This is a genomic window from Methylobacterium sp. Leaf87 (assembly GCF_001422775.1).
GTDB lineage: Bacteria > Pseudomonadota > Alphaproteobacteria > Rhizobiales > Beijerinckiaceae > Methylobacterium.
Genome location: NZ_LMMI01000014.1, coordinates 23,587 through 46,881, shown reverse-complemented (window position 1 = coordinate 46,881; position 23,295 = coordinate 23,587). Strand labels below are relative to the sequence as shown.

The 23,295-nt window shown below is 70.1% G+C and carries 22 protein-coding genes and 1 pseudogene; 8 read left to right on the top strand and 15 right to left on the bottom strand.

Annotated features, from left to right (window positions below):
• The first annotated feature begins 87 nt into the window (after window positions 1–87).
• The 4 genes and pseudogenes from ASF22_RS10370 to ASF22_RS24845 all read left to right on the top strand — a co-directional run.
• The gene (locus ASF22_RS10370; protein ID WP_056263868.1) at window positions 88–498 is read left to right on the top strand and encodes an MAPEG family protein; all 411 of its coding nucleotides are present in this window, start codon (window positions 88–90) and stop codon (window positions 496–498) included.
• 121 nt (window positions 499–619) lie between these two features.
• Window positions 620–1,909: a PQQ-dependent sugar dehydrogenase gene (locus tag ASF22_RS10365; RefSeq protein ID WP_056263866.1), complete on the top strand. Its 1,290-nt coding sequence runs from the start codon at window positions 620–622 to the stop codon at window positions 1,907–1,909.
• Between the two features lie 130 nt (window positions 1,910–2,039).
• A complete protein-coding gene (locus ASF22_RS10360; RefSeq protein ID WP_056263865.1) occupies window positions 2,040–2,375 on the top strand; it encodes a cytochrome c in 336 nt (111 codons plus the stop codon).
• A gap of 40 nt (window positions 2,376–2,415) precedes the next feature.
• Window positions 2,416–2,717: pseudogene (locus ASF22_RS24845) on the top strand (methyl-accepting chemotaxis protein); the annotation flags it as partial.
• A gap of 75 nt (window positions 2,718–2,792) precedes the next feature.
• Here the strand turns inward: ASF22_RS24845 and recA are convergent.
• From recA to flgB, 8 genes are all read right to left on the bottom strand, one after another.
• On the bottom strand, window positions 2,793–3,884 hold the full coding sequence (gene recA / locus ASF22_RS10355; protein ID WP_056169360.1) for a recombinase RecA: 1,092 nt from the start codon (window positions 3,882–3,884) through the stop codon (window positions 2,793–2,795).
• Window positions 3,885–4,256: 372 nt separating this feature from the next.
• A complete protein-coding gene (locus ASF22_RS10350; protein WP_056263862.1) occupies window positions 4,257–6,950 on the bottom strand; it encodes an ATP-binding protein in 2,694 nt (897 codons plus the stop codon).
• 148 nt (window positions 6,951–7,098) lie between these two features.
• The gene (gene flhB / locus ASF22_RS10345; RefSeq protein WP_056263861.1) at window positions 7,099–8,166 is read right to left on the bottom strand and encodes a flagellar biosynthesis protein FlhB; all 1,068 of its coding nucleotides are present in this window, start codon (window positions 8,164–8,166) and stop codon (window positions 7,099–7,101) included.
• 32 nt (window positions 8,167–8,198) lie between these two features.
• Entirely contained in the window at window positions 8,199–8,963 is a 765-nt protein-coding gene (gene fliR / locus ASF22_RS10340) for a flagellar biosynthetic protein FliR (protein ID WP_056169349.1), read from the bottom strand.
• 81 nt (window positions 8,964–9,044) lie between these two features.
• Window positions 9,045–9,311, bottom strand: a complete 267-nt coding sequence (fliQ, locus tag ASF22_RS10335; protein ID WP_056169344.1) for a flagellar biosynthesis protein FliQ — start codon at window positions 9,309–9,311, stop codon at window positions 9,045–9,047.
• 277 nt (window positions 9,312–9,588) lie between these two features.
• Complete coding sequence (gene fliE, locus ASF22_RS10330; protein ID WP_056169341.1) at window positions 9,589–9,906, bottom strand: flagellar hook-basal body complex protein FliE; 318 nt, start codon at window positions 9,904–9,906, stop codon at window positions 9,589–9,591.
• A gap of 29 nt (window positions 9,907–9,935) precedes the next feature.
• Complete coding sequence (gene flgC, locus ASF22_RS10325; RefSeq protein ID WP_056169338.1) at window positions 9,936–10,346, bottom strand: flagellar basal body rod protein FlgC; 411 nt, start codon at window positions 10,344–10,346, stop codon at window positions 9,936–9,938.
• A gap of 53 nt (window positions 10,347–10,399) precedes the next feature.
• Window positions 10,400–10,831: a flagellar basal body rod protein FlgB gene (gene flgB / locus ASF22_RS10320; protein WP_056263887.1), complete on the bottom strand. Its 432-nt coding sequence runs from the start codon at window positions 10,829–10,831 to the stop codon at window positions 10,400–10,402.
• 233 nt (window positions 10,832–11,064) lie between these two features.
• Here flgB and ASF22_RS10315 point away from each other — a divergent pair, with 233 nt between their 5' ends.
• Both ASF22_RS10315 and fliP read left to right on the top strand, forming a co-directional pair.
• Window positions 11,065–12,501, top strand: a complete 1,437-nt coding sequence (locus ASF22_RS10315) for a hypothetical protein (protein ID WP_056263858.1) — start codon at window positions 11,065–11,067, stop codon at window positions 12,499–12,501.
• Window positions 12,502–12,622: 121 nt separating this feature from the next.
• Entirely contained in the window at window positions 12,623–13,366 is a 744-nt protein-coding gene (gene fliP, locus ASF22_RS10310) for a flagellar type III secretion system pore protein FliP (RefSeq protein WP_056263856.1), read from the top strand.
• Window positions 13,367–13,429: 63 nt separating this feature from the next.
• Here the strand turns inward: fliP and ASF22_RS10305 are convergent, their stop codons facing one another.
• From ASF22_RS10305 to fliL, 7 genes are all read right to left on the bottom strand, one after another.
• Window positions 13,430–16,789, bottom strand: coding sequence for a hypothetical protein (locus ASF22_RS10305; RefSeq protein ID WP_056263854.1), 3,360 nt, complete (start codon window positions 16,787–16,789; stop codon window positions 13,430–13,432).
• A 121-nt stretch (window positions 16,790–16,910) separates the two neighbouring features.
• A complete protein-coding gene (locus ASF22_RS10300) occupies window positions 16,911–17,321 on the bottom strand; it encodes a hypothetical protein (protein ID WP_056169326.1) in 411 nt (136 codons plus the stop codon).
• Between the two features lie 122 nt (window positions 17,322–17,443).
• Complete coding sequence (locus ASF22_RS10295) at window positions 17,444–18,127, bottom strand: invasion associated locus B family protein (protein ID WP_082483622.1); 684 nt, start codon at window positions 18,125–18,127, stop codon at window positions 17,444–17,446.
• 161 nt (window positions 18,128–18,288) lie between these two features.
• Window positions 18,289–19,176: a hypothetical protein gene (locus tag ASF22_RS10290; RefSeq protein ID WP_244474252.1), complete on the bottom strand. Its 888-nt coding sequence runs from the start codon at window positions 19,174–19,176 to the stop codon at window positions 18,289–18,291.
• On the bottom strand, window positions 19,173–19,721 hold the full coding sequence (locus ASF22_RS10285; RefSeq protein WP_056263852.1) for a DUF6468 domain-containing protein: 549 nt from the start codon (window positions 19,719–19,721) through the stop codon (window positions 19,173–19,175). The genes ASF22_RS10290 and ASF22_RS10285 overlap by 4 nt, the downstream gene beginning before the upstream one ends.
• 7 nt (window positions 19,722–19,728) lie before the next feature.
• Entirely contained in the window at window positions 19,729–20,934 is a 1,206-nt protein-coding gene (fliM, locus tag ASF22_RS10280; protein ID WP_056169321.1) for a flagellar motor switch protein FliM, read from the bottom strand.
• A 36-nt stretch (window positions 20,935–20,970) separates the two neighbouring features.
• Window positions 20,971–21,465 (bottom strand): flagellar basal body-associated protein FliL, encoded by a 495-nt coding sequence (gene fliL, locus ASF22_RS10275; RefSeq protein ID WP_056169319.1) that lies wholly within the window; start codon window positions 21,463–21,465, stop codon window positions 20,971–20,973.
• Between the two features lie 273 nt (window positions 21,466–21,738).
• Here fliL and flgF point away from each other — a divergent pair, with 273 nt between their 5' ends.
• Together flgF and flgG are read left to right on the top strand one after the other, a co-directional pair.
• Window positions 21,739–22,479 carry a flagellar basal-body rod protein FlgF gene (flgF, locus tag ASF22_RS10270; protein WP_056169315.1) on the top strand — a complete coding sequence of 247 codons (741 nt, stop codon included), beginning with the start codon at window positions 21,739–21,741 and terminating at the stop codon, window positions 22,477–22,479.
• Between the two features lie 12 nt (window positions 22,480–22,491).
• The gene (flgG, locus tag ASF22_RS10265) at window positions 22,492–23,283 is read left to right on the top strand and encodes a flagellar basal-body rod protein FlgG (RefSeq protein ID WP_056169314.1); all 792 of its coding nucleotides are present in this window, start codon (window positions 22,492–22,494) and stop codon (window positions 23,281–23,283) included.
• Window positions 23,284–23,295 lie beyond the last annotated feature (12 nt).

Below are 23,295 nucleotides of genomic sequence, written 5' to 3'. Positions count from 1 at the left end.
GTTTCACGTTTCGCACCGGCGGGTGCCCCTCGCCCGCGCGATGGTCTAGGTACGGGGATCACCACCGACCAAGGACACACCGCGCCCATGCCCGTCGAAATCCGCCTCCTTGCCTGGTCCTGCTTCCTCGGCCTCGTCCACATCATCGCCGCCTCCTACAGCGGCTTGCAGCAGCGCGGCGGCTTCACCTGGGCCGCCGGCAACCGCGAGGGCCGGACGCCGGAGGTGACGGGCGCGGCCGCCCGCCTGGAGAAGGCCTCGAAGAACTTCTTCGAGACGTTCCCGATCTTCGCCGCCCTGGTGCTCGCCTGCGTCGCCACCGGGCGCCACAACACGGCGGTGGTGCTGGGCGCCTACCTCTACTTCTTCGGGCGCCTCGCCTACCTGCCGGTCTACGGCTTCGGCGTGCCGAAGATCCGCTCCATCATCTGGGGCGTCTCGGTGGTCGGCATCCTGCTCGTGCTGTGGGGCCTGTTCGTCAAGATCCTGCCGTATTGACATCCCGGGGAGGGCCGTCCCTCGCGGGGGACGGCCCTCCCCTTGTGGAGACCACTGGCAAGCCCGTAACGTCCGTCCGGCAACCGCCCCGATCATGCGGGCGGAGCCGGGAGAGTACCCCATGCGATCCGTCCTCGTCGCGACGCTTCTGGCCGGCGTCACCCTCGGTTCGGCCCCCCTCGGGGCGCAGGCGCAGGGGGCCGCCCCCGCCGAGACGAAGGCCAAGGCCGACGCCTTGGAGAAGCTCCAGGGCATGCAGAGCACGGGCACGGCCGAGGCGCCCGAGATCCCCCAGACCGGGCGCCGCGCCGATGCGCTCCGCCGGACGCTGGGCAAGATCAAGCTGCCCGAGGGCTTCCGGATCGACCTCTACGCCGTGGTGCCCGATGCCCGCTCCATCGCGGTCGGGCCCAACGCCGGCGTGCTGTTCGTCGGCACCCGCAAGACCAAGGTCTACACGGTGACCGACCGGGACAAGGACCGGGTCGCCGACGAGGTCCGGGCCTTCGCGCCCGGCATCGACTTCAAGATCCCCAACGGCGTCTGCTTCTCGAAGGACGGCGTGCTCACCATCGCCGAACAGAACCGGGTGCTGTCGTTCCCGGCGGCGGAGTTCTTCTACGAGAGCCCCGACGTCGCCGCCGGCGTGCTGGTCAAGCAGGGCGCGCTGATCCCGGCCGCGGAGGAGAGCTACAACCACACCGCCCGGATCTGCCGCATCGGCCCCGACGGCAAGACCTACGTGTCCCTCGGCCAGCCCTACAACGTGCCGCCGGCGGAGAAGCGCGACCTCTACGCCAGAACCGGCATCGGCGGCATCGTCCGGATGGATGCCGACGGGAAGAACCGCGAGGTGTTCGCCACGGGCATCCGCAATTCCGTCGGCATGGATTTCAGCCCCGCCGACAAGTCCCTGTGGTTCACCGACAACCAGGTCGACGGCATGGGCGACGACACCCCGCCGGGCGAACTCAACCGCGCCACGAAGGCCGGGGAATTCTTCGGCTTCCCGTGGTTCGGCGGCGGCGCCGTCCGCACCGTCGAGTACAAGGACGAGGAGCCTCCGAAGGGGGCGGTGTTCCCGCAGGCCGAGTTGCCGCCGCATGCGGCCGACCTCGGCATGGCGTTCTACACCGGCAAGCAGTTCCCGGCCGCCTATCGCGGCGGGATCTTCATCGCCGAGCACGGCTCCTGGAACCGCACCACGCCCATCGGCGCCCGGATCATGTTCGTGCCGGTGGAGAAGGACGGCAAGGCGGGCGCGCCGGTGCCGTTCGCCGAGAGCTGGCTCACGGGCGACGGCGAGTATCTCGGCCGCCCGGCGGACGTGGCCGTGTTCCTCGACGGCTCGCTGCTCGTCGCCGACGACACGGCCGGGGCGATCTACCGGATCTCATACGAGGGGAAGTGACCTTTTGGGGGGCGGGCCGCGCGCCCGCCCGGCTCACCGGCCGCCGGCCGCGTCTGCCCCTTGGCCCTGCGGCTTCTGGTTCGACGGCCTGCGCGCGGATATCTCGATCGCCCCAGACCCCGGAGTCCGCATGCCCCATCCCGCCGCCGCCCTGTTCCTCGCCGCCACGCTCCTGAGCGGGCTCGCCATCGGTCCGGCGCGGGCCGGCGATGCCAAGGCGGGCCGCAAGGCCGCCACCGCCTGCCAGACCTGCCACGGCATGGACGGGCTGTCGAAGCTGCCGGAAGCCCCGAACCTCGCGGGACAGGTCGAGCCGTACCTCGTCAAGGCGCTCACCGAGTACCGCGACGGGCGCCGGAGCAACGCGATCATGAATGTCGTCGCCAAGGGCCTGTCGGATGCCGAGATCGCCGACCTCGCGGCGTTCTATGCCGGCATCGCCATCGAGGTGCTACCGCCGGGCTGATGGTCGGAGGACGCGCCGCGGCCTAATCCAGGCGCCCGTGGAAGTGCAGAGGCTCGCGAGGCAGACGGCGCAGGCCACCCAGGAGATTTCCTGCCAGATCGCCGAGATCCAGTCCGCCACGAGTCAGGCAGTCTCGGCGATCGCCGCCATCACGGCACGTATCCGCGAGATCGCGAAATCAACGGCGTCGCCTCCACCATCGCGGCCTCCCGCGAGCAGCAGGGTCCGACGACCCAGGACATCGTCCGTGACGTCGCCGAGGCCGCCTCGGCACGCTCGTGTCATTCGGGGCATTTGCCCGCCAAAATCGTCCGCTTCCTCGCGATGGCGCGGGCGGCGTGAATAGCGAGGCACCACGAGAAAGCCGCCGGGCACGGGGCCCGGCGGCTTTCTCATGTCGGGTGACGGGTCCGGAACTCAGGCTTCGCCTTCGTCCAGATCCTCTTCGGTGGGTTTGGCCGTATCCAGGATCTTGTCGGCGAGGATGCCGGAATTCTGGCGGATCGCCGCCTCGATCTTCGCGGCGATGTCGGGGTTGTCCCGCAGGAAACCCTTCGAGTTCTCGCGGCCCTGGCCGAGGCGCTGGCTGTTGTAGGAGAACCAGGCGCCCGACTTCTCGACGATGCCGGCCTTGACCCCGAGGTCGATGAGCTCGCCGACCTTGGAGACGCCCTCGCCGAACATGATGTCGAACTCGACCTGCTTGAACGGCGGGGCGACCTTGTTCTTCACCACCTTCACGCGGACCTGGTTGCCGATGGCCTCGTCGCGATCCTTCAGGGTCGAGACGCGGCGGATGTCGAGGCGGACCGAGGCGTAGAACTTCAGGGCGTTGCCGCCCGTAGTGGTCTCCGGGCTACCGTACATCACGCCGATCTTCATGCGGATCTGGTTGATGAAGATCACCATGCACTTCGAGCGCGAGATCGAGCCCGTGAGCTTGCGCAGGGCCTGGCTCATGAGCCGGGCCTGGAGGCCGGGCTGGCTGTCGCCCATCTCGCCCTCGATCTCGGCGCGGGGCGTCAGCGCCGCCACGGAATCGACCACGAGGACGTCGATGGCGCCCGAGCGCACCAGGGTATCGGTGATCTCGAGGGCCTGCTCGCCGGTGTCGGGCTGCGAGATCAGCAGGTCGTCGAGCTGCACGCCGAGCTTGCGAGCGTAGATCGGGTCCAGGGCGTGCTCGGCGTCGACGAAGGCGCAGACGCCGCCCTTCTTCTGAGCCTCGGCGATGGTGTGAAGCGCCAGCGTGGTCTTACCCGAGGATTCCGGGCCGTAGATCTCGATGACGCGCCCGCGCGGCAGACCGCCGACGCCGAGCGCGATGTCGAGCCCAAGGGAGCCGGTGGAAACCACCTCTACCTCGGCCACCTGGGCGTTCTTGCCCAGGCGCATGATCGAGCCCTTCCCGAAGGCGCGCTCGATCTGCGACAGCGCGGCGTCGATCGCCTTCGCCTTGTCCTTGTCCACCATGGGAGCGTCCACAACTTTCAGCGCTGGCTGGGCCATTCGTCGGCATCCTTATGCATGGGGTGGGAGCAAGGCTCAATGCGCCTCGGATGACGATTGATGTACTCGTTTTGTTCTCATTCCGCAAGGCTGGCAGACGTGGTTTCGGAGCGACGGCTTCAAAACGATGGCGGACCGCTCGCCGGATTGCGTGGTCGGTCACGACACCCGCGCAGTCATTCCGGATCGCCGCAGGCGAACCCGGAATCCAGAAACACAGGAAGGGCCATGTCGAACGCGCGTCGCGGCTCTGGATTCCGGGTTCCGCTCCGCGGCCCCGGAATGACGGCGTGGAGGTCATCGGCCTCCAGCCAACTTATCTGACGTCAGGTTCGAAGCCCCGAGTCGCACGGTTCGTTGCCCCCGCAAAAATCAGCGCGCGATGGTTTCCTTCACCGTCTCGACGAGCTGCTTCAGGCTGAAGGGCTTGGGCAGGAAGTTGAAATCCTCGCCCTCGGGCAGGTTCTTGCGGAACGCGTCCTCGGCGTAGCCGGAGACGAAGATCACCTTGAGGTCGGGGTGGTGCTTGCGCAGTTCCCGAAGCAGGGTCGGGCCGTCCATCTCGGGCATCACCACGTCGGACACGACGAGGTCGATGGTCTGGCTCTTGTCCTCGATGATCTTGAGGGCGTCGAGGCCGGAGGCCGCCTCCAGCACCGTGTAGCCGCGGGCCGACAGGGCGCGGCTGTTGACGGCACGCACGGGATCCTCGTCCTCCACCAGCAGGATCACGCCCTGGCCGGTATGGTCGGGCGCGGGCTTCCTCGGCGACGGGGCGGCGAGTTCGGGGGTGCCCTTGAGGCGGTGGGCGGCGATCTCGCCCGTGGTGCTCGTGGCCGGCAGGGGCGCCGGCTCCGGCTCGGCCACGGGCTCGTGGCGGGGGAAGTAGATGCGGAAGGTCGTGCCCTCCCCCACCGTCGAGCGCACGTCGATGGTGCCGCCGCTCTGCTTGACGATGCCGAACACCGTCGAGAGGCCGAGGCCCGTGCCCTTGCCGATCTCCTTGGTGGTGAAGAACGGCTCGAAGATCTTCTCCATGACGTCGGGCGGGATGCCCTGGCCGGTGTCGATGACCTCGATGAGGACGTGGTCGCCCGCCGGCATGCCGAGGCGCGCCTCCTCGGGGGTGGAATCGTGCACCACGTTGGCGGTGCGGATGAGCAGACGCCCGCCCTCAGGCATGGCGTCGCGGGCGTTGACCGCGAGGTTGACGATGACCTGCTCGAACTGGTTCACGTCGGCCTTGATCGGCCAGATCTCGCGCCCGTGCTTGAGGTCGAGGTCGACCCGCTCGCCGAGCAGGCGCTTCAGCAGCAGGGTGAGGTCGGACAGGGCCTCGCCGACGCTCATCACCTCGGGCCGCAGGGTCTGGCGGCGGGAGAAGGCCAGCAGCTGACGCACCAGGCTGGCGGCCCGGTTGGCGTTCTGCTTGATCTGCATGATGTCCTGGAACGCCGGGTCGGTGGGCCGGTGGCTCGCGAGCAGCAGGTCCGAGTAGCCGATGATCGCCTGCAGGACGTTGTTGAAGTCGTGCGCGATGCCGCCGGCGAGCTGGCCTACGGTGTCCATCTTCTGGGCCTGGGCGACCTGCTGTTCGAGCTGGCGCTGGGCGGTGGTGTCCAGGGCGTAGAGGATCACCCGTTCGCGGTCACCGGATTCATCGGCCTTGGTGCCTTGACCGGGAGTACCTTGACCGGGCGTACCTGGGGCCGGAGCCCCTTCCGCGGCGCCCTCGACGCCGGCGGGGCTGAGCCAGACCCGGGCCGAGCGGTTGCCCGCCCCCGTCAGCATCACCTCGATGGGCTCGATGGCGGCGAGCCCGCCGGACGCCTTGGTCAGGGCCGTCTCCAGGGCGGCGCGGTCGCGCTCCACCAGGGCGTCCCAGATGGTCGGCTCGGCGTTGAGGCTGCCGTGCCCGTCCGGCATCGCTTGGCGCGGGGTGCCGCCGAACAGGCGCGCGAACGAGGCGTTGGCGCGGGCGATGTGGCCGGCGTGGTCCACCGTCGCGATGGCGATGGGGCTGTTGTTGAGGAAGCGCGCGAGGCGCACTTCCGCCGCGCGCTGGGGCTCGTCGGTCTCCGCGCCGGCCGAGCGGTTGAGCACGATGGTGCGCGAGGACCCGGGCTTGCCGTCCTGCCCGAAGGCGACGCGGTGGTAGAGCCGGGCCGGCAGGGGGTGGCCGTTGCGGCGGCGCAGATCGAGGTCGAACCGGTCGGTCCGCACCTCGCCGGCCTGTCCCCCCGTGGCGGTGAGCACGTCGGCGCCCGGCGCGATCTCGGGCAGGCGCAGGCCGCCCGAGCCCACGGTGGCGAGGTCGTAGCCGAGCCAGGTCGCCAGGGTGGCGTTCATGTAGACGACGGATCCGGCCGGATCGATGGAGAGGAAACCGGCGGGGGCGTGGTCGAGGTAGTCGATGGCGTGCTGGAGCTCCTGGAAGACGTTCTCCTGGCGCTCGCGCTCGTGGGTGATGTCGCTCACGGTCCACAGGGCGGCGGGCCGGCGCGGTCGGTCGATGGGCCGCACGGCGATGCGGTACCACGCGAAGGCGCGGTCGCCGGCCCCGTCGGGCGGCGGCGCCATGCGGATCTCCTCGCCGTGGCCGAGGCCCTCGCGGGCGGCCTGGGCCAGGCGGTAGACTGCCTCCGACACCTCGGGCGAGCCGACGAAGACCCGTTCCACGGCCCGCAGGTTGGCGAAGCTCTCACCGCCCGCGATGGTGAGGTAGGCCTCGTTGGCGTAGATGAGCCGGCCGCCCTCCTCCACCACGATGGTGCCCTCGGGCGAGGCGTCGACGATGGCCTTGGTGATGTCGTCGCGTCCCGTCTGCCCGGCGAGCTGGAGCGCGCCGATGGCGAGCGCAAACAGGCAGAACACGCCCGCCATGGCGAGCAGCGCCAGGAGGCCGAGGATGAGCGGCTGGGCCTGCTCGTTGGCGACGAAGGACAGGCCGACGGCCGCCCCCACCAGCAGCCCCGCCAGGACCAGGAGCAATCCGACGCGGCCCGGCCGCTCGGACCGGTCGATCGCGTTCGACGCGGCCTTGGTTGGTCCGCTGAACTCAGCCATCCCGGGTCGATCCACCTTTCTTGCGCCTACCGGTTAGCGCCCGGTCCGCACGCGCGGCAAGGGTCATCCCGCCACGGCTTCCGTTAAATTGCGGGGAAAAAGGTGCACAAACCGTGGTGCTTGGCCGATCTCGCACACGCCGAAAGGCTCACGCCGCCCGGCGCCGCAGGCGCATGACGAAGCCGATGACCTCGGCGACGGCCCGGTAATGCTCGGCCGGGATCTCCTCGTCGATGTCCACGGTGGCGTGCAGCGCGCGGGCCAGCGGCGGGTTCTCCAGCACCGGCACGCCGTGTTCCTTGGCGAGCGCCCGGATGCGGAGCGCCAGGCTGTCGACGCCCTTGGCGACGCAGATCGGCGCCTGCATGCCGGCCTCGTAGCGCAGGGCCACGGCGTAGTGGGTCGGGTTGGTGACGATGACGGTGGCGGTGGGCACGGCCGCCATCATGCGCTTCTTCACCCGCTGGGCGCGGATCTGCTTCATCCGGCCCTTCACCTCGGGGTTGCCGTCGCTCTCCTTGTGCTCCTGCTTCATCTCCTCCTTGGACATGCGCAGCTTCTGCCGCCACTGGAAGCGCTGGTACAGGGCGTCGCCCATGGCGATGACGACGAACACCGCCAGCATGCCGCCCATGAGCTTGAGGCAGATGGCCAGGATCGCCGCCAGGGTGGCGGTGAGGTCGAGGCGCACGAACGCGTCGAGGCGGTCGCGCTCGCCCCACAGGATGGTGCCACCGACGATGCCCACCATGGCGAGCTTGGCCAGCCCCTTCACGAACTGGAACATCGCCTCCTTGCCGAAGATGCGCTTGACGCCGGCCATGGGCGAGAGCCGCTCCCATTTCAGCCCGATGGCTTCGACGGAGAACACCAGGGGGTGCTGGAGCAGGCCCGCGGCCAGCCCCGCCACCACCACCAGCCCCACCGGGATGGCGAGCGCCTGGGCGTACAGCAGCATCGTGCGCAGGCCCATGGCGGCGTAGACGTGCGGGTCGGAGGGCACCGCGTGGGCGTTCATGAGGAAGCCGCGCATGCCGGCCACGAGTTCGCGCGCGATGGAGCCCGACGCCATCACCAGGGCCAGGGTGAAGGCCGCCAGGATGAAGAGCGTGTTGATCTCGACGGAGTTGGGGACGTTGCCCTGCTCGATGGCCTTCTCGATGCGCCGCGGAGTCGGGTCTTCGGTCTTGTCTTCCGGATCCGCATCGTCGGACATGGGTCAGGCCCCCGTGCTGCCGGAAGCGCGGCTCATCGCCCGGCGAGGTCCGCGAGGTAACGCCCGATATCGTCCAGGAACACCCCCATCATCACGCCCAGACTCCCGAGCAGCACCAGCATGCCGATGAGCACCGAGGCCGGCACGGCAACGAAGAACACCTGCATCTGCGGCATCAGCCGGGCGAGCACGCCGAGCCCGACGTTGAACAGGATGCCGAAGGCGATGAACGGCGCCGAGATCTGCACACCCAGCGCAAAGCCCCGCGCGATGGCCTTCAGGGCCAGGGCCGCCGCCTCGCCGAACCCCGGTACGCCGTCCGGCGGCAGCAGCACGTAGCTCCGGCCGATGGCCGCGAGGGCGATGTGATGCAGGTCGGTGGCCACGATGAGGGTGACGCCGAGGAGCGCCAGGAAATTGCCCAGCGCCGTCTGCTGGCCGCCCTGCGTCGGATCGACGGTCATGGCGTAGGACAGGCCGAGCTGCTGCGACATCACCACGCCGGCGACCTGCAGGGCGGCGAGCACCATCCGCACGCTGAGGCCCAGCACCAGCCCGACCAGCACCTCGCCGAACAGCAGGGCGATGAGCCCCGGCCCGGCGATGGCCTCGCCCTGCATCGGCAGGAGCGGCCGCACGGTCGGGAACAGCACGAGGGTGAGCAGCAGCGCGAAGGCCAGGCGGAGGCGCGGCGACACGAGCTGCTCGCCGACCCCCGGCAGCAGCATCACCAGGGTGCCGACCCGCGCGAAGGTGAGGAGGAAGGCCGCCGCGATGCCGGGCAGGAGCAGGTTCATGGCCCGTCATAGCAGGTTCGCGGCCCGTCATGGCAGGTTCGCGGCCCTTCACGGCAGGTTCGCGGCCCGTCATGGCAGGCGTCACCCCCCGGAGACGATGCGGGCGGCGATGCGGGTCATGTAGCCACCCATGGCGTCGCCCATGAAGGGCAGCATGAACAGCAGGGTGGCGAACACGGCGACGATCTTGGGCACGTAGATCAGGGTCTGTTCCTGGATCTGGGTCAGGGCCTGCAGCAGGGAGATCACGAGGCCGACCACGAGGGCGACCAGCATGGTCGGCCCCGCGACCTTCAGGAAGACGAAGATGCCGTCGCGCGCGACGTCGATGATGGCGAGGCCGGTCATGGGGGTGCTTCGTTTCGGATTCTGAGGAGCAGGTGGAAAAGTTGAACGCGTTCGACGGCTCGGGCCTTCGGAAATCTCCGGCCCCGTGTCATCCCGGGGCCTTGTCATCCCGGGGCCGCTCAGCGGAACCCGGGATCGAGAAACTCACGTTTTGCAAGGTCTTCCGCTGTCGGCGGCTCTGGGTTCCGGCTTCGCCTCCGGCGCCCCGGAAAGACGGTGCGGTTCACCTCAGATCGTCCCGCCCTCGCGCAGGGAGAAGCGGACGTGGGTCTTACCCCTAGATCTGCATCCGCATGATCTCTTCGTAGGCCGAGATCATGCGGTCGCGCACGGCGACCATGGTCTGGAGGGCGGTCTCGCTCTCGGCCACCGCCGTGACCACGTCGACGACGTTGGCCTTGCCGCCGGCCACCGCCAGGGCCTGGGTGTCGGCCCGGCGGCCGGCCTCGCCCACGGAATCCAGGGTCGAGGACAGCATCGCGCCGAAGTTCATGCCCTGCGGGCTGGCGACCGGCGCGGCCTTGGCCATCGCGCCCTTGGCGCCGATGTTCTGGACCGCGGCATAGGCTCCGGCGGCGAAGGCGTTGGTGGCCATGGAGTGTCTTTCGCGCGAGGGAGTGCGGATCAGGCTTTGAGGATCTCGAGGGTCTTTGCCATCATCCGACGGGTGGCGGTGACCATGTTGAGGTTGGCCTCGTACGAGCGCTGGGCCTCGCGCATGTCCATGTTCTCGATGAGCCCGTTGACGTTGGGCAGGCTCACGTCGCCCTTCGCGTTGGCGGCCGGATTGCCCGGATCGTGCTTGACCCGGAACGGGGCTGAGTCGCGGCGCACGCGCCCGGTCTCGACGAGGCTCGCCCCGGTCTCGCGGTCGACCTGCTGGGTGAAGGTCGGGATCTTGCGCCGATAGGGCTCGCCGCCGGGCGTGGTGGGGGCCGATTCGGCGTTGGCGATGTTCTCGGCGATGACCCGCATGCGGCTCGACTGGGCCTTGAGGCCGGAGGCCGAGGTGGTGAGGGATTTGAGGAAGTCCATGGCGCTCTACCGTCGTCGAGGGGCGTTCAGCGGGCGGAGGATCGGCGGGTCGGTCAGCGCTTGCCGATGGCGATCTTCAGGGTCTCGAGGCTCTTCTGGTACATGGACGAGGCCAGGCCGTAGCTGCCCTGGTTGTCGGCGGCCTTGATCATCTCCTCCTCGAGATTCACACCGTTTCCGCTCGGCCTGATCTCGAAGCCCCGGACCCGGCGCGGATCGGCGCCTGGCCCCTCCCCCATCCCGGCGAGGGCGATATGCGCCGGGCTCGTCACCGCGAGGCTGCCCCCCGACGCGCCCACGGGTTGGGTCATCGCCAGGGTACCGCCGCCGCCGCCGCGACCGAGATCGGGGTTCGCCAGGTCGCGCGGCTTGAACCCCGGCATGTCGGCGTTGGCGACGTTCTCGGCCAGGATCTTCTGGCGGGTCTGGTGCCACTGCATCCGGGTGCGCAGCATGCCGAGGGTGGGCAGGTCGGTGACGGACACGGTGCGATCTCCAGCGACCGCGCCCGGTTGGAATTGCCGGGCGATGGGCAAAATCTGCCGTGCCCATGGTTAACGCCGCGTTAAGATCCTGCGCCGGCGGAACAGTCGGCCGCCGCATCAACAGCCTGTTAACGAAGTCTTAACGTTGTTGCCCCGGCTCGGCGCGGGCGTGATAGTGCTTCCACCAGCGTTGCGTCGGGCCGGTGGCCCCTAAAAAGCGAGAGACCCCGGTCTTGTCTTCGTTCTTCAGTTCAGACGGCTCCTCGACGATCCAGTTCGCGATCATCTTCATCGTGATCTTCGCGGTGTTGGCCGCCGTGGTGTTCGCCTTTCGCCGCCTGACCGGCCGGGGCCACGCCCTCTCGACGAAACTCGGTGCGCGGGGACGCCAGCCGCGCCTCGGCATCGTCGACATCTACGAACTCGACCGGCAGCGTCAGCTCATCCTGCTGCGGCGGGACAACGTCGAGCACCTGCTCCTCGTGGGCGGCCCCAACGACGTCGTGATCGAGCGCAACATCTCGCGCGGCGTCGGCGCGCGGCTCGGCACCGACGAGGCGGCCCGCCGGGAGCCCGAGCTGGAATCCGAGGCGGAGCCCGCCGCCTCCCTCGAGCCGCCCCGGTTCCAGCCGGCCTTCGAACCGGCGTTCGAGATGCCGGTGGTGGTGGCCCCGCCCCTGCCCGGCTCGACCACCCGCCCGGCGAGCGTCGGCCGCCCTCTCGACCTCTCCGCACCCGACACGGCGGACATCTTCGTGCCGGAGCCGCCGCGCGCGCCCGAGCCGACCCGTTCCCCAGAACCGAGTTTTGCCGCCGAGACGGCTCGCATCCGCGAACCGGCCACCGAGCCGGCGCCCCGCACCGACCCCCCCGCGTCGCGCCCGGCCCGTCGCCTGCCGCCCTCCCTCGCCAACCTCGTGCCCGGCGCGGCCAAGCGTGCCCAGGCCGCCGAGGATGCGTCCCGCCCCGATCCCGAGCCGATTCCTGAAGTTCGCCCCGAGGCGCCGGTGCCGCAGCGCAGCTTCGACGCGGCCATCCTCTCCGACATGGCCCGCCAGCTCGAACAGGCCGTGCGCCGCCCGTCTCCCGCCGCGGCGCCCCCGCGCCTGCCCGAGCCGAACCGCGAACCCGTGCCGGCGCCGCCCGCGCCGACCTTCGTGGTCGCCCCGGAGCCGGCTCCGATCCCCGCGCCCGCGCCCGTGATGATGGCGGAGCCTCGGGCGCAACCCGAGGCGGTGTTCACCCCCGTCGCCGCCGTCGCCGAACCGGCCGCCGCCCCCACCTTCGCGGAGCCCCGGCCGGCCGAGCCCGAAGCCGTCGACCCGATCGCCGCCGCCATGGCCGCGACCGCCGAGGCGCCCGAGCTCGATGCGGGGCAGGCCGACGACCTGTTCGAAGCCCCCCAACCCGCCGCCCCCGTGACCGAGCCGGACCGTTCCGGACTCGACCGTTCTGGACTCGACTTGGACCCTTCCGCGCTGCCCCCCGACGGACCGGTGGCGCCACCCCTCGCGCCGGAGGCCCCGCCGCCGGCGCCCGAGCCGGTCAAGCCCGATCCGGTCAAGCCCGCGCCGACGAAGGCCGCTCCGGCACCGAACCCGTTCTCCGTCGAGGAGATCGAGGCCGAATTCGCCCGGCTGCTCGGCCGTCCCCTCGACAAGAAGAGCTGACCGCCGGGCCCGCTTCGGCTGGCCCCGCTTCGGTCATGACACCGACAGGTTTGCGGTGGAGGACGCGACGTTCCGGGGAATCGCATCGCGCGACGCCCCGCCAGATCCCTGCGGAACCACGATGATCCGATCCAAACGCTGCGCCGTCGCGCTCGCTGCGACGGCGCTCGGCCTGACCCTGGCGGCGAGCGCGGCCACGGCACAGAGCCTCTCCGTCGATCTCGGCGCCGGCGGCGTCACCGAGCGCGCGCTGCAGCTCGTCGCCCTCATCACGGTCCTGGCGCTTGCGCCCTCGGTCCTCGTGATGGCGACCTCGTTCACCCGGATCGTGGTGGTGTTCTCGATCCTGCGCTCGGCGCTGGGCACCCAGAGTGCGCCGCCCAACGCCGTGGTCACGAGCCTCGCGCTCTTCCTCACGGCCTTCGTCATGGCCCCCGTCGGGCGGGAAGCCTACCGCACCGGGATCGAGCCCCTCATCGCCGGTCAGATCACCCAGAGCGTCGCGTTCGAGCGCGCCTCGGCGCCGTTCAAGGCGTTCATGCTGAAGAACGTCCGGGAGAAGGATCTCAAGCTGTTCCTCGACATGGCGAAGGTGCCGGTCCCGTCCGGCCCTGAGGCCATCGGCCTCGAAATCGTCACCCCGGCCTTCATGATCTCGGAACTCCGGCGGGCCTTCGAGATCGGCTTTCTCCTGTTCATCCCGTTCCTGATCATCGATCTCGTGGTGGCGTCGATCCTCATGGCGGTGGGCATGATGATGGTGCCGCCCGCCACGGTGGCCCTGCCGTTCAAGCTGATCTTCTTCGTCCTCGTCGACGGCTGGACCCTGGTGGCCGGGTCCCTGGTGCAGAGCTACGGCACCTGAAAAAGCCGCGCGACGGAGAAGACTTGCCTCGCGGCTCGGCACCGGTCAGCCCGGCGGTCCCGATCAGCCGGGCGGGGTTGCCGGTCCCTGCGCATCGGCGCGGGCCTCGCCCTCGCGCTTGCCCCGCTCGGGCACGGCGGCGTCGGGATAGCGCTTGCGGTACTCCGTAAGGAAGGATCGCAGGGTCTCTGCACTCGTGACCTTCTGGGCGATCTCGCGGAAGCCCGCCGTGCGCACGGCATTGGGCTGGGTCAGCAGGGCGAAGGTGCGCGCGTCGATGCTGTCCGCCATCGGGTCGGCGAACTTCGCCCGCAGGCGTTCCAGGCTCAGGGTTTCGCCGGCCAGCCCGTACGCGATGGCGGCGCGTAGGACGTCGGTCCGCTCCTTGTCGTCCAGGGGGGCCCGTTGGCGCCAAGCCTCGCTCACCAGGGTCTCGTGCGCCTCGCCGGCCTCGCGCCAGCGCCGTCCGGTCCACAGGATGTCGGCCCGCAGGCGCGCCGCATCGGCCCCCGGCTCGCCCTCGATGGTCTCCAGGGCGAGGTCCGTCCGCGAAAGGTCGGACAGGGCGCGTGCCCGGAGGAACGCGCGGGCCCGGCGCAGATCCTCCGGCAGTTCGGGCAGATAGGTCGCGTCGAGGACCTGGAGCGCGGCCAGCGGCTTCTCGTCCATGAGCCGGATGGTGGCGAGCCGCGCGGCCACCTCGGCACGGGCCGGCCCGGCGAGGCGGTGGTCCACCTGATGCTGCAGCAGGTCCCCGGCGGAGTCGAGGAGGTCGAGCTCCACCAGGCGATCCGAGAGGCGGCGCACGATCTCGTCGCCCCGCCGACCGATCGGGGCGTAGTCCTTGAAGTCGAAGTACAGCGCCAGGGCCTCGACGCCGGACAGGTTCGCGCCGCGCTCGCCCAGATAGAGCTCGTCGAAGAGGGCCAGGGCCGAATCGTGCAGGGTGCGGGCGATGGGCGACTGGCCGCGCAGGGCGTCGGCCCGTCGCGCGGCCGTGAAGGCCTGACGCCAGCGCCCGGCCTCCTTGTAGAGATTGGCGAGGGCCGCGATCGCCCGGGTCTCGATCTCGTCGCCGTGCCAGGTGAGCGACAGGGTCTCGATCCGGTCGATGGCTTCGGTGAGCGGCAGCTTGGCCGAGGCATGGCCCAGGATGGCGGCGCGCAACGCGGCATCCGCCGCGACGGGGCCGTCCCCCGCTTCCGCGAGGCGGCGGTAGCTCTCCAGGGCGACGGTGGTGCGGCCCGTGACCTCGTCGATGCGGGCGCGCAGGAGTGCGAGCCGATCGCGCAGCGGCCGCTCCGGAAAGCGCGCCCCCGCCAGGGTGATGTGGCGGCTCGCCGAGTCCCAGTCGCCCGCCTCGATGGTCGCTTCGGCGGCCGCGCTGCGCAGGAGGATCTGCAGATCGTCGGGGTACCGTTCGAGGATGCCGGCGGTCTCCCGGAACGCCCCGTCGGCCTTGGCCCACTGGCCCGCTAGGGCGTCGAGGTAGCCCTGCCACAGGCGCACCTCCGGATCGGATTTCAGGCCGTCGCTCTCCAGAATGCGCCGTGCCTCGCCCGTGTGGCCCATGCGGGCGGCCGCAATGGCGATGAGAAGGGAGACATCGCGCTGGCCGGCCAGCACCGGATCCTCCGCCACCGCGACCTTGAGGACGCCGTAAGCCTCGATCGAGAGGCCGTTCGCGAGGAAACTCCTGGCCAGGGTCAGGCGCAGGGGACCGCGGGCGACGCGGGACGCCTCCGTCACCGCTTCGAGCTGGTGGCGCAGGAGCTCCCGAACGTCACCCCGGCGCGAGGCCTCCCAGGGGCCGCGATCGACGGCGAGATCGGCGACGGCCGCCAGCGGTGCATCGGTCGCCCGCGCGACGCCCGACACGGCCAGGCCGGAATCCCGGCCGATGGAGACACCGTCGAGGTCCGGCCGGACCAGCAGATCGTCCGCCTGCGCCAGGACGGCGATGCCCTGCCGGCTCGGCAGCAACTCGAAATCGACGAAGGCCTGACGCTTCGCGATGCCGGCGGGCTTCGGACCGTGACCGGTGACGACGCCGATGCGCTCTCCGTCGAGGTCGAGCCAGGTCGCGCCGCCGGGGCTGGGCAGCTTCACCCCGACGCCGAGGCGCCCGTTCGCCCCCGCATTCCGAACCGCCGATAGGGATTCGCTCGCCGCGAGATCCGTGCCCGCCACGAGCTCCCAGCCCGTCGGAGCCTCGGTGGGGCCGACCGGAACGAGGTCGAGTAGACGCTCGCGCGGGACGGGGAACCGCAGAGTGACGAAACCACCCGTTCGCACGGGCGGCCCCAGGGGCGTCAGGATCGGATCGCCCGATGGAACGCTCACGGGGCCCGGCGTCTCGAACACGAGGGTGGCGATGCCCGCCCGCTCGAACAGGGCCGCGGCCGGCATCCGCTCGAAGGGAAACACCAACCCGGGGCCGGCGGGACGGATCACGGCCGCTCGCGCAACGACGGCCGGCGGCTTTGCCGGCGCGCCTGCGACCGGCTGCACCGGAGCGGTCGCGGGCGCGCCGGAGGACGGGTTGGGCTCAACCGCCGCGGGCTTGACGTCGGCCGTGGGGTCCGCCGCGCGGGCCTCGGACGGCTTCGTCTCCCGGGCCTTGGGGATCAGATCGAGGGTGACGCCGTCGGCGTCGCGCGTATGGGTGACCTCGTACCCGTCCGCGGGGGTCACCAGCAGACGGGCGCCCGCCGCATCCCCCTCCACGGACAGGGCCGCCACCGCGGGCTTCAGACGTCCGCGCGTCGCGGTGTCGTCGATCCGCCATGCGCCGGGCAGGTCGAGGCGCGTGGCCGCGCCGTCGCGCTCGAACCGCGCCGTCGCGGATTCGGGCAGACGCAGGCTGAGGCGCATGAGGTTGGGGCGAAGGGCCAGTTCCAGGGGCAGCCGGACGGGCTCGGGCGGCTTCGGACGGGCAGCGCGCAGGGCGGCCTCGGCGGCCTGGGTCCGGGCGAACAGCTCGGCCACGATCTCGGGCGGCAGGGGGGGCGGCAGACCGGCCCAGTCGAGGGGCAGGAGATCGATGAACGTCGTCTCGCCCGCGCTCTGCACGTTGACGCGATAGGGCCGTTGCAGGGCGAGCCGCAGGCCGGCCCCGTCGGGATCCCGCCGGACCACGGACACGTAGTCCGGCATCTGCGCGGCGAGGCGTTCCGCGAAGGCGGGACTGCGCTCCGAGAAGGTGATGACGAGAACCGCCCCCGAAATCCGAGCCTTGACCGTGACGGCGGTGTCGAAGCTCAGGGCGATACGGCCGTAGCGCTCGGCCTGCGTGCCGGCAGCCGATGTCAGGCGCCCTGCATCGGCGGGTCCGCACAGGACCAGACCGGCGAGGATCGACGCCGCGGCGAGGCCGGCCAGGGGCCGACGCCGTCGAGTCGCGATACCGGCACCCAGACCCATCGCAGAATTCGCCAAACCCGAGGGGCACCCGACTCGCACCGCGAGACGGGCGCCATACGCCACACCGTCCTGGTACTCTCTCAGGCCAGGGCTAACGTGGGCTTAAAAGCCGGGCGCGGCGCTACTGTGCCGCCCGCTTGACGACGAGCCCGGGGATCGTCGTCCCGGCCGGACCGAAATTGGCCTCGGCCCGGGTGCAGTTCGCGGGCGTGTCCTTGGTGTAGACCTCGGTGTAGGTGCGCGACCGCAACAGGAGGTCGCCGGCCGAGAGGTCTTCCAGGGTCACCCCGAGGCTAGAGACCACGGTCTTGAAGCGGGCGTAGTCGGGCTGCAGGTCCGGACACGCATTCTGCACGAAGTACAGGAGCCCGGAGAGTTTGGCGGCGCTGTTGCGCTGGCGTTCGGCCTTCGTTTCCGGAGGCCTGTTCTCCGGTGCGGCGGCATCGGGTGGCGGAGCGTCCGGTGTCGTCTGGGCGAGGGCGGGCGCCGTCGCCAGGGCGGCGAACACGCAGGCGGTCAGAACGGACTTCATGGGCGTTTCCTCGTGAGTGTGACCGAGCCGATGGTCTCGTCGGGCGCGGATTTTTGTTGCGCTTGGCTCTCGGTCGGTTCGTCGGCGGTGCCGGCGCGCGCCGGATCACCACCGCATCGGTGTCAGCCCGCCAACGCGGCGGCGCGGGCCAGGGCGGGACCGAAGCCCCCGAGGGGCACGGTGATGACCACCGGTTCCTTGGCGTCCGGCCGCGTGGCCGTGACCGTCAGGGCCTTGGCCGTCTTCATCGTGTCCGTCGCGAGGGTCGGGAAGCTGACGGGGACGATGCAGCCTTCCTGGCTGCAGCTCAGATAGGGCGCCCCCTGTCCGAGAACCGCCTCGTCGAGCTTGAACTGGACGCCGCCCTCGATGTTGACGCCGAGCGGCATCAGGATCAGCCCGGCGGCACGGCCCTCGGCGGGCGAGCGCAGTTCGATGGCGAAGGAGCGGCGTCCATCCGTCTTCGACCCTTGGGCCTGCATCAGCGTGCAGGTCGACGGCCCGGCGCCTTCCCGGGCGCAGACGACGGTCCAGTCGCCGTAGACCTCGCTGACCGAACTCGCGCCGGCAGGCCAGACGGCCGTGGGCGCCATCGTGGCGGGAGCCGGTTTGGCCGCAGGCGCGGGCTTGGCCGCCGGGGCGGGCTTCGGTTTCGGCTTGGCTTTCGGCGCCGTCACAGCGGGCGCCTCCGGCTCGCCCTCGTCCTGAGCGAAGGTCTGCGTGGTCAGGAACGGTAGGAGTGCGAGCGACAGGGACAGGCCGAACAGCGCGGCGGTCTGCGGGCGGAACGGATAGAGCGGCGACAAGCTGGGCCTCCAGGGATGCGTCTCGAGCGTGTGCGACGCCACTCCCGCGAAAGCCCGCCCTCCGATCGACGGCGGGCGGTGCCGTATGGTGGCATCCGAGCCTGCCGCCTAACCCCGACGCCCGGCGCGCGCAACCATAAGGATGGTCTGAGACCCAAGCGTCAGCGCTTCGGTTCCACCCGGCCGGAAGGCTCGATGGCCTGCAGCTCGTTGGGGCCGAGGCCGGCGACCACCGGGGCCTGTGCCGGCGCCATGCCGCGGGCGCGGTTGGCGAGGGCGACGGTGAGTTTCTCCGCCGGCTCCGACTGCATCAGGGCGAGAACCTCCGCCATCTTGCGCGGGTTCATCGCCAGCACGATGGGCACCAGCACCTCCAGGGTGAGACGGTCGAACACCCGGGCGGCGTCCTTGGGCTTCATCGTCTCGTACATGGTGACGATGTTCTTCAGCGCCGCCTTCTCCGCCTCCGCCCGCTGGGTCGCGCCGCCCTCCGCGCTGCCTTCACCCTGTTTCAGGGCATCGATGCCGGTTTCGAGCTTGCGCTCGGCCGTGCCGATCAGCTGCTCGCGCAGATCGAGGGCATCGCTGCGCTGCTTGAGCGTCTCACGGCGCGTCGACAGGCGTTCGAGGATCGCGCGCTCGGATTCCGGCATCGCTTCCGGAGGCGGTGGGGGCCGGGTCGGTGCCTTCGTGGGCTCGGCGGCCGGCTTTTCCGGTTCCTTGGGCGTCACGGAGCCGGTGGTGGCCGGATCCGACGGCTCGTACCCCGTGCGTGCCTTGGAGAGAACACGGGCGAAGTCCGGCAGGGGCGCACCCGGCACCGGCTTCGCATCCTCGACCGTCAGCGCGGCGAGCTTCAGCACCAGAAGGCCGACGGCCGCGAGGGTGACGGCATCGACGAGCCGAAGTTTGATCGGGCGCGGCTGCGGAAAGCGAAGCCGCAGGCTCGGCTTCCCCGCCGAACCGGGCTTCTTGGACGATCCAGGCTGCTTGGCCGGACCGGGCTTCTTGGCTTGGCTGGGAATCCGGGTCGGCACCGGCGTCGTCATGCGGCCTTGCTCCGCAGGCGGCCGAGGGCCCGCTCCGACATGGCGAGGGCGGCGGCGGCGGCGGCGCCGAGGCGTTCACCGTTAGGGCTCGCCGGAACTTCCGCGGGCGTACGGGTCTGCGGCGGGACGATCGGCGGATGGGGCCGGACGGCCGTGTCGGCCATGGGCGGTGCCCTGAGGGTGCTCGCCTGGGTTCGACCCGCGCCGGTTTGCCCTCCCCCGGCTTGGGCGACGATGGCCGAGATCCGGCCGATGACCGCTTCGCCGGCGGCGACGTGGGTCGACAGGTCGGCGGCGTAACGCTCGGCGGTGGCGAGGCGGTCGGCCAGGGTCCGATCGCATTCGTCGAGGGTCGCCCGCAAGCCCGCGACGGCACGCTCGGCGGTGGTGCTGGCGACCATCAGTTCGCCGATGGTCTGCCGCATGCCGGCTTCGTCGGCCTTCATGCGCGCGATGCGTCGGCTGAGGCGGATACAGGACACGATGGTCGCGACGAGCAGGATGGCCACGAGAACGTCGGCCGTCAGGGTGACGAGGAGACTCATGGTGGGCTCACCCGTCGTTGCGGTTGTTCATGGAGGCTTCGAAGGCCTGGAACGTGGTGCGTGACCGGCGCAGCGGCCGGGTCAACTGCACGGCGATACTGTCGTCGACCCTGCCGATGCGGCCCTGCGTCAGGGCCCAGTCCCCGCAGCGCACGGAGATGAGGTCGGAGGGCTTGGTGTCGAACATCAGGGTGTCGCCGACCTTGAGGGACAGCACCTTCTTCAGGGGCAGCATCGTTTCGTGCAGCACCGCCTCCATGGTCGCGTCCGCCTGCCAGATCTCCGTGGCGAGATGGCTTTCCCAGACGTGGTCGCGGCCGAGCTTCTCGCCCATGAAGCTCTGCATGAGCAGTTCACGGATCGGCTCGATGGTGGCGTAGGGGAACAGGATCTGAAGCAGGCCGCCGCGCCCGTCCATGTCGAGCTTGAGGCTGATCAGGATCGCGGCGTTGGCCGGGCGGGTGATGGTGGCGAAGCGCGGGTTGGTCTCGATCCGGTCGATGGCGAAGCGCACGGGGGAGAGCGGCTGGAACGAGAGTTCGAGGTCGCTGAGGATAATCTCCACGAGGCGGCGGACGAGCTGCATCTCGATGGTGGTGAAGGGCCTGCCGTCGAGGCGCGTCGAGGTGCCGCCGCGCTTGCCGCCCAGCAGCAGGTCCATCGTCGAGTAGGCGAGGTTCGATTCGACGGTGACGAGGCCGGAATTCTCCCACGCGTCGGCCCGGAACACGCCCAGAAGCGTCGGGAGGGGGATGGCGTTGAGGTAATCGCCGAAGCGCACCGAGGTGATGTTGTCGAGGGTCACCTCGACGTTGTCCTGGAAGAAATTGCGCAGGCTCGTCGACAGCAACCGGATCATCCGGTCGAAGACGATCTCCAGCATCGGCAGGCGTTCGTACTGGACGACGCCCGAATCCACGATGGCGCGCACGCCGCCGGCGCCCGAGGCCGACAGCTCGCGCAGGGAGAACCCTAGGACGCCGTCGATCTCATCCTGGTTCAGGATGCGGTCGTTGCCGGCGAGTTCGGGAAGATTGTCGGTCTCCCCGTCCTCGATCATCGTCGCCCATTCGGCGGCGACGTCGCTCGCATGCGTCGTGGTGCCCTGCTCGGCCAGCGCCGCGCCCCACTCGTCGGCCAGGGACGTATCGCCCCCGGCCTCGTTTTGGGCAATGAGGGCTGCGGCCCAGTCGTCCTCGTCGGCGTCGGCCATGGGAGTCCCGAATGCGGTGGTGGAAGGAGGCCGAAACTACTGGACGATCACGTCCTTGAAGAGCACCGCCTCGGCCCGTGCCGGATGGATCGCCACGTTGACCCGCCGCAGCAATTCCTCGCGCAGGCGGTAGAGGCCGGCCGAACCGGCGAGGTCGCTCGCGCGCAACTCGCGCATGTAGACCTGGAAGGCGTCCTCGATGCGCGGCATCAGCGGCTTCACCTCCTGCTCGACCTTGGCGTCCTTGAGCTCGATGGAGATCTTGATCTTGGCAAAGCGCGCCTTGTCCTGACCGGCCTCGCTCGACAGGTTGACCATCATCTCCCGCACGTCGAGGAAGACGATCGGGGCCTTGACCTCTACCGCGGTCGCCGCATGCGCGTCGCCGGCCTTCTTCTTCATGACGAAGACGCCGCCGCCGCCGAGGGCGAGCAGCGCCACCGCGCCGATGATGATGAGCTTCTTCTTCGAACCGGCCGGAGGCGCGCCCTCCTCACCGTCCACGGCGGCCTTTGTCGGCTTCTTCGCCATCGATCCTGCCCTGACTGGAACGCCGCCGTCCTCGAGTCCCGCGTCAACGTGAAACTCCTGGTGTCGAGATATCGGCCCGCAGGGTTAACGGGTCGTTAAGGCGGCAAAAGCTGCCGGGTCGGACTTGCCGCGAGGACGGGGGACGGCTCGACCGGCCCGGTCGGGCATATCGGACAACTCTTTGTTTTCGTTCGGCAAAAAATGGTAGCGCCGGCTGGCACGCCGCGTGCGGACTGGTTCGATCAATACCGCTCGTCGCAGTTGGATCGTGTCATGCAGAACGCAATGTTCGTGGGGGTCTCGAGCCAGGTCGCGCTTCAGCGCGAGCTGGAGGTGATCGCCAACAACATGGCCAACGTCTCGACCAACGGCTTCAAGGCCCGCAACTCGCGGTTCCAGGAATACCTGATGCCGGTGGCGAGCGCGGACTCGTTCCCGAAGCCGGATCGGCGCGTGTCCTACGTCATCGACCAGGGCACGGCCCTCGATCTCGGTCAGGGCCCCATCGAGCAGACCGGAAACCCCCTCCACGTCGCCGTCCGGGGCGAAGCCTTCCTCGTCGTGCGGACGCCGGCCGGCGACCGCTTCACCCGCAACGGCGCCTTCGAGACCGACCCCCAGGGCAACCTCGTGACCAGCGACGGCTATCCCGTGCAGGGCGATGGCGGGCCGATCCAGATCGGCCCCCAGGAAACCGGCCTCGCCATCGGCCCCGACGGAACGGTCTCGACCAACCTCGGCATCCGCGGGCGGGTGCGCCTCGTGACGTTCGCGAACCCGCAGGCGCTGACCAACGAAGGCGCGAACCTCTATGCCTCCACGGCCGCGCCGACGGCCGCAGGGCTCGCCGGCCGCGTCGAGTCGGGGGCGCTGGAGCGCTCCAACGTCAAGCCGGTCATCGAGATGACGCGGCTGATGGACGTCAACCGGACCTACTCCATGGTGTCGGGCGTGATCTCGCGCCTCGATGAACTGCGCGGCACGGCGATCCGCCGCCTCGCCGAAGTCGCCTGAGGATCAGCACACATGCGCGCGCTCTACGCTGCCGCCACCGGCATGGCGGCCCAGGAACTCAACGTCCAGGTCATCTCCAACAACATCGCCAACCTTCGGACCACCGGCTACAAGCGTCAGCAGCCGCATTTCCAGGATCTGCTGTACCAGAACCTGCGCCGGGCCGGTTCCTCGACGTCGGACCAGAACACCCAACTGCCGGCGGGCCTCGCCATCGGCTCGGGCGTGAAGACCACCTCGACGGCCCGGGTGATGTCGCAGGGCACCTTGACCTCGACGCAGAAGGACTACGACGTCGCCATCCGGGGCGAGGGCATGTTCCGCGTCACCATGCCGGACGGGCGCACCGCCTACACCCGCGACGGCTCGTTCGACCTCTCGGCGCAGGGCCAGCTCGTCACCCGCGACGGCTATCTCGTCGATCCCGGCATCACGGTGCCGAACAACGCCACCTCCGTGACCATCAGCGCCCAGGGGGCGGTGCAGGCGACGGTGCCGGGCCAGACGGCGCCGCAGGCGCTCGGGCAGTTTCAGCTGGCGCGGTTCGTCAACAAGGTCGGCCTCGAATCCATCGGCGACAACCTGTTCATCGAGACCGCGGCGTCGGGCCCGGCCATCGCGGCTGCACCGGGCGCGGAAGGCTTCGGCAATCTCCAGCAGAGCTACCTCGAGGAAGCCAACGTCAACGCGGTGACGGAGATCTCGTCCCTGATCGCGGCGCAGCGGGCCTACGAGATGAACTCCAAGGTCGTGACCGCCGCCGACCAGATGATGTCCACCACCTCGCAGATGTTCCGCGGCTGATCGGGAGCGCCA

What these genes read in the sequence shown, in the direction of transcription:
- ASF22_RS10370 (WP_056263868.1), top strand. Translation starts at nt 88, where the DNA reads ATGCCCGTCGAAATCCGCCTCCTTGCCTGGTCCTGCTTCCTCGGCCTC.
- ASF22_RS10365 (WP_056263866.1), top strand. Translation starts at nt 620, where the DNA reads ATGCGATCCGTCCTCGTCGCGACGCTTCTGGCCGGCGTCACCCTCGGT.
- ASF22_RS10360 (WP_056263865.1), top strand. Translation starts at nt 2,040, where the DNA reads ATGCCCCATCCCGCCGCCGCCCTGTTCCTCGCCGCCACGCTCCTGAGC.
- recA (WP_056169360.1), bottom strand. Translation starts at nt 3,884, where the DNA reads ATGGCCCAGCCAGCGCTGAAAGTTGTGGACGCTCCCATGGTGGACAAG.
- ASF22_RS10350 (WP_056263862.1), bottom strand. Translation starts at nt 6,950, where the DNA reads ATGGCTGAGTTCAGCGGACCAACCAAGGCCGCGTCGAACGCGATCGAC.
- flhB (WP_056263861.1), bottom strand. Translation starts at nt 8,166, where the DNA reads ATGTCCGACGATGCGGATCCGGAAGACAAGACCGAAGACCCGACTCCG.
- fliR (WP_056169349.1), bottom strand. Translation starts at nt 8,963, where the DNA reads ATGAACCTGCTCCTGCCCGGCATCGCGGCGGCCTTCCTCCTCACCTTC.
- fliQ (WP_056169344.1), bottom strand. Translation starts at nt 9,311, where the DNA reads ATGACCGGCCTCGCCATCATCGACGTCGCGCGCGACGGCATCTTCGTC.
- fliE (WP_056169341.1), bottom strand. Translation starts at nt 9,906, where the DNA reads ATGGCCACCAACGCCTTCGCCGCCGGAGCCTATGCCGCGGTCCAGAAC.
- flgC (WP_056169338.1), bottom strand. Translation starts at nt 10,346, where the DNA reads ATGGACTTCCTCAAATCCCTCACCACCTCGGCCTCCGGCCTCAAGGCC.
- fliP (WP_056263856.1), top strand. Translation starts at nt 12,623, where the DNA reads ATGATCCGATCCAAACGCTGCGCCGTCGCGCTCGCTGCGACGGCGCTC.
- ASF22_RS10305 (WP_056263854.1), bottom strand. Translation starts at nt 16,789, where the DNA reads ATGGGTCTGGGTGCCGGTATCGCGACTCGACGGCGTCGGCCCCTGGCC.
- ASF22_RS10300 (WP_056169326.1), bottom strand. Translation starts at nt 17,321, where the DNA reads ATGAAGTCCGTTCTGACCGCCTGCGTGTTCGCCGCCCTGGCGACGGCG.
- ASF22_RS10290 (WP_244474252.1), bottom strand. Translation starts at nt 19,176, where the DNA reads ATGACGACGCCGGTGCCGACCCGGATTCCCAGCCAAGCCAAGAAGCCC.
- ASF22_RS10285 (WP_056263852.1), bottom strand. Translation starts at nt 19,721, where the DNA reads ATGAGTCTCCTCGTCACCCTGACGGCCGACGTTCTCGTGGCCATCCTG.
- fliM (WP_056169321.1), bottom strand. Translation starts at nt 20,934, where the DNA reads ATGGCCGACGCCGACGAGGACGACTGGGCCGCAGCCCTCATTGCCCAA.
- fliL (WP_056169319.1), bottom strand. Translation starts at nt 21,465, where the DNA reads ATGGCGAAGAAGCCGACAAAGGCCGCCGTGGACGGTGAGGAGGGCGCG.
- flgF (WP_056169315.1), top strand. Translation starts at nt 21,739, where the DNA reads ATGCAGAACGCAATGTTCGTGGGGGTCTCGAGCCAGGTCGCGCTTCAG.
- flgG (WP_056169314.1), top strand. Translation starts at nt 22,492, where the DNA reads ATGCGCGCGCTCTACGCTGCCGCCACCGGCATGGCGGCCCAGGAACTC.